We start from the raw sequence: 1350 nt of genomic DNA on the forward strand, positions 1-1350 counted from the left end.
GAACTACCAGCCCGAACCAACGACGCAAACCGCGCCACAACAACAGAATCCGGAACCCATTTCGACTCCACACAATCACCTAACCCATGTCAGGTGTTTCCACGACCACTAGAAATCAAGCTGCTTGACGACGTCCCCAAACCCCTCATCCTTCGCAACTTCCCAACCCACGCGGACATCGCCGCCGGTCATGCCGCCGTGACCATCCTCAGCCAGCGGTTCCGGGGCCAAGCGGGTCCACAGGATCATGGAATCATGCCGCGGCGTACCCGCCGCTACGCCCAAGCCAAAAAGCTCCGAATCCTGCGGCAGATCCCCACCTCGTGACGATCCCCATGAGCTTAGGCTCGACTGCGCACCCGCCTTTGCTGGTGCATTAATACCCGCAGCCACCGCCGCGGCCGACACACCTGCAATCTGCAGGAAGTTACGACGATTAAAAGAAGAACGACTATTTGAATAAGGCATACAAAGCTCCACAAAAGGTTTAAAAGGAACTTTTCCAGCCTAAGTAGCCGCGGTGAATCGCTGGTTAAATCAGACTTAACTCCAGTGGTCGTTGAAATTGAATAAAATCGTGGATGCTTAATACGACCTAGTATTGCCGGAAGGGACTATCGTCTTATCAATAGCTACAAGTTCCCCTTGGGTGGCTACATCATAGTCTTTCTGATTGGAGCGTAACTTGAGGCCACCTTCGATAAGTCGAATCAAGCGTACGCCGGATTCAAAAGACTTTATCGCTAAATCTGTAGAGATAATTGTTCTACAACTGTACTTGCTGAGCTGTCTGCCTATTGACGACTTGGGCATATGCGAGGATGCGCCTTCTGACGTTTTTGCTGTCTCAGGCAGCGTAGTTGCGTAGTCAGGAAGAAGGTACCAAGTATCCTTTGAAAAGTATATACGATCGTAGAATTCGCTTGCTAATGAAAATGAAGAAAGGAACTTTTGAAAATAGTCCCCTTCTTGGTGATCCAGAACCTCTTGAATTCCGGTAATGCTTAGTGAGGGGGTTTCGGCGCAGGTTTTATAGGGGTCTTTTCGAGTCGGTTTACTAATTTTATTAAGAACTTTTCTGGTGGAGCGGTGCCACCAGTACGCATACCCTACGGCGAAAATGGGGGATATGATCAAGGGCAAGAAGGAAACGAGTTTAGCCGCTAAAATAAAATTGAACAGCAAAATGAAATAAATAGACAAAAAGCCAAACAGGTAAGCAGTCACATCGTGCTGTCAAGGGGTGAATGCGCCACTTCGACCGGGAGGTAGTTGTGACGCGTTGGACTCCGAAGGATGTTAAGGATGCTGCTGTTGAGCGCGTGGTGGCAGGCGAGGCAGTTAGCCTGG

At 49.7% G+C, this 1350-nt stretch carries 2 protein-coding genes; both read right to left on the reverse strand.

All coding sequences use genetic code 11. From position 1 onward, the window contains the following. Positions 1-108: 108 nt before the first annotated feature. Positions 109-468, reverse strand: coding sequence for a PhoD-like phosphatase N-terminal domain-containing protein (locus MHK05_RS11795; protein WP_239206891.1), 360 nt, complete (start codon positions 466-468; stop codon positions 109-111). Positions 469-585: 117 nt separating this feature from the next. Further along, complete coding sequence (locus tag MHK05_RS11800; RefSeq protein ID WP_239206892.1) at positions 586-1227, reverse strand: hypothetical protein; 642 nt, start codon at positions 1225-1227, stop codon at positions 586-588. Positions 1228-1350 lie beyond the last annotated feature (123 nt).

Origin of the sequence: Corynebacterium nasorum, from assembly GCF_022347325.1 — a bacterium.
GTDB classification, from domain to species: domain Bacteria; phylum Actinomycetota; class Actinomycetes; order Mycobacteriales; family Mycobacteriaceae; genus Corynebacterium; species Corynebacterium kefirresidentii.

Coding starts and splice junctions, on each gene's coding strand:
- MHK05_RS11795 (WP_239206891.1), bottom strand. CDS start 468: ATGCCTTATTCAAATAGTCGTTCTTCTTTTAATCGTCGTAACTTCCTG.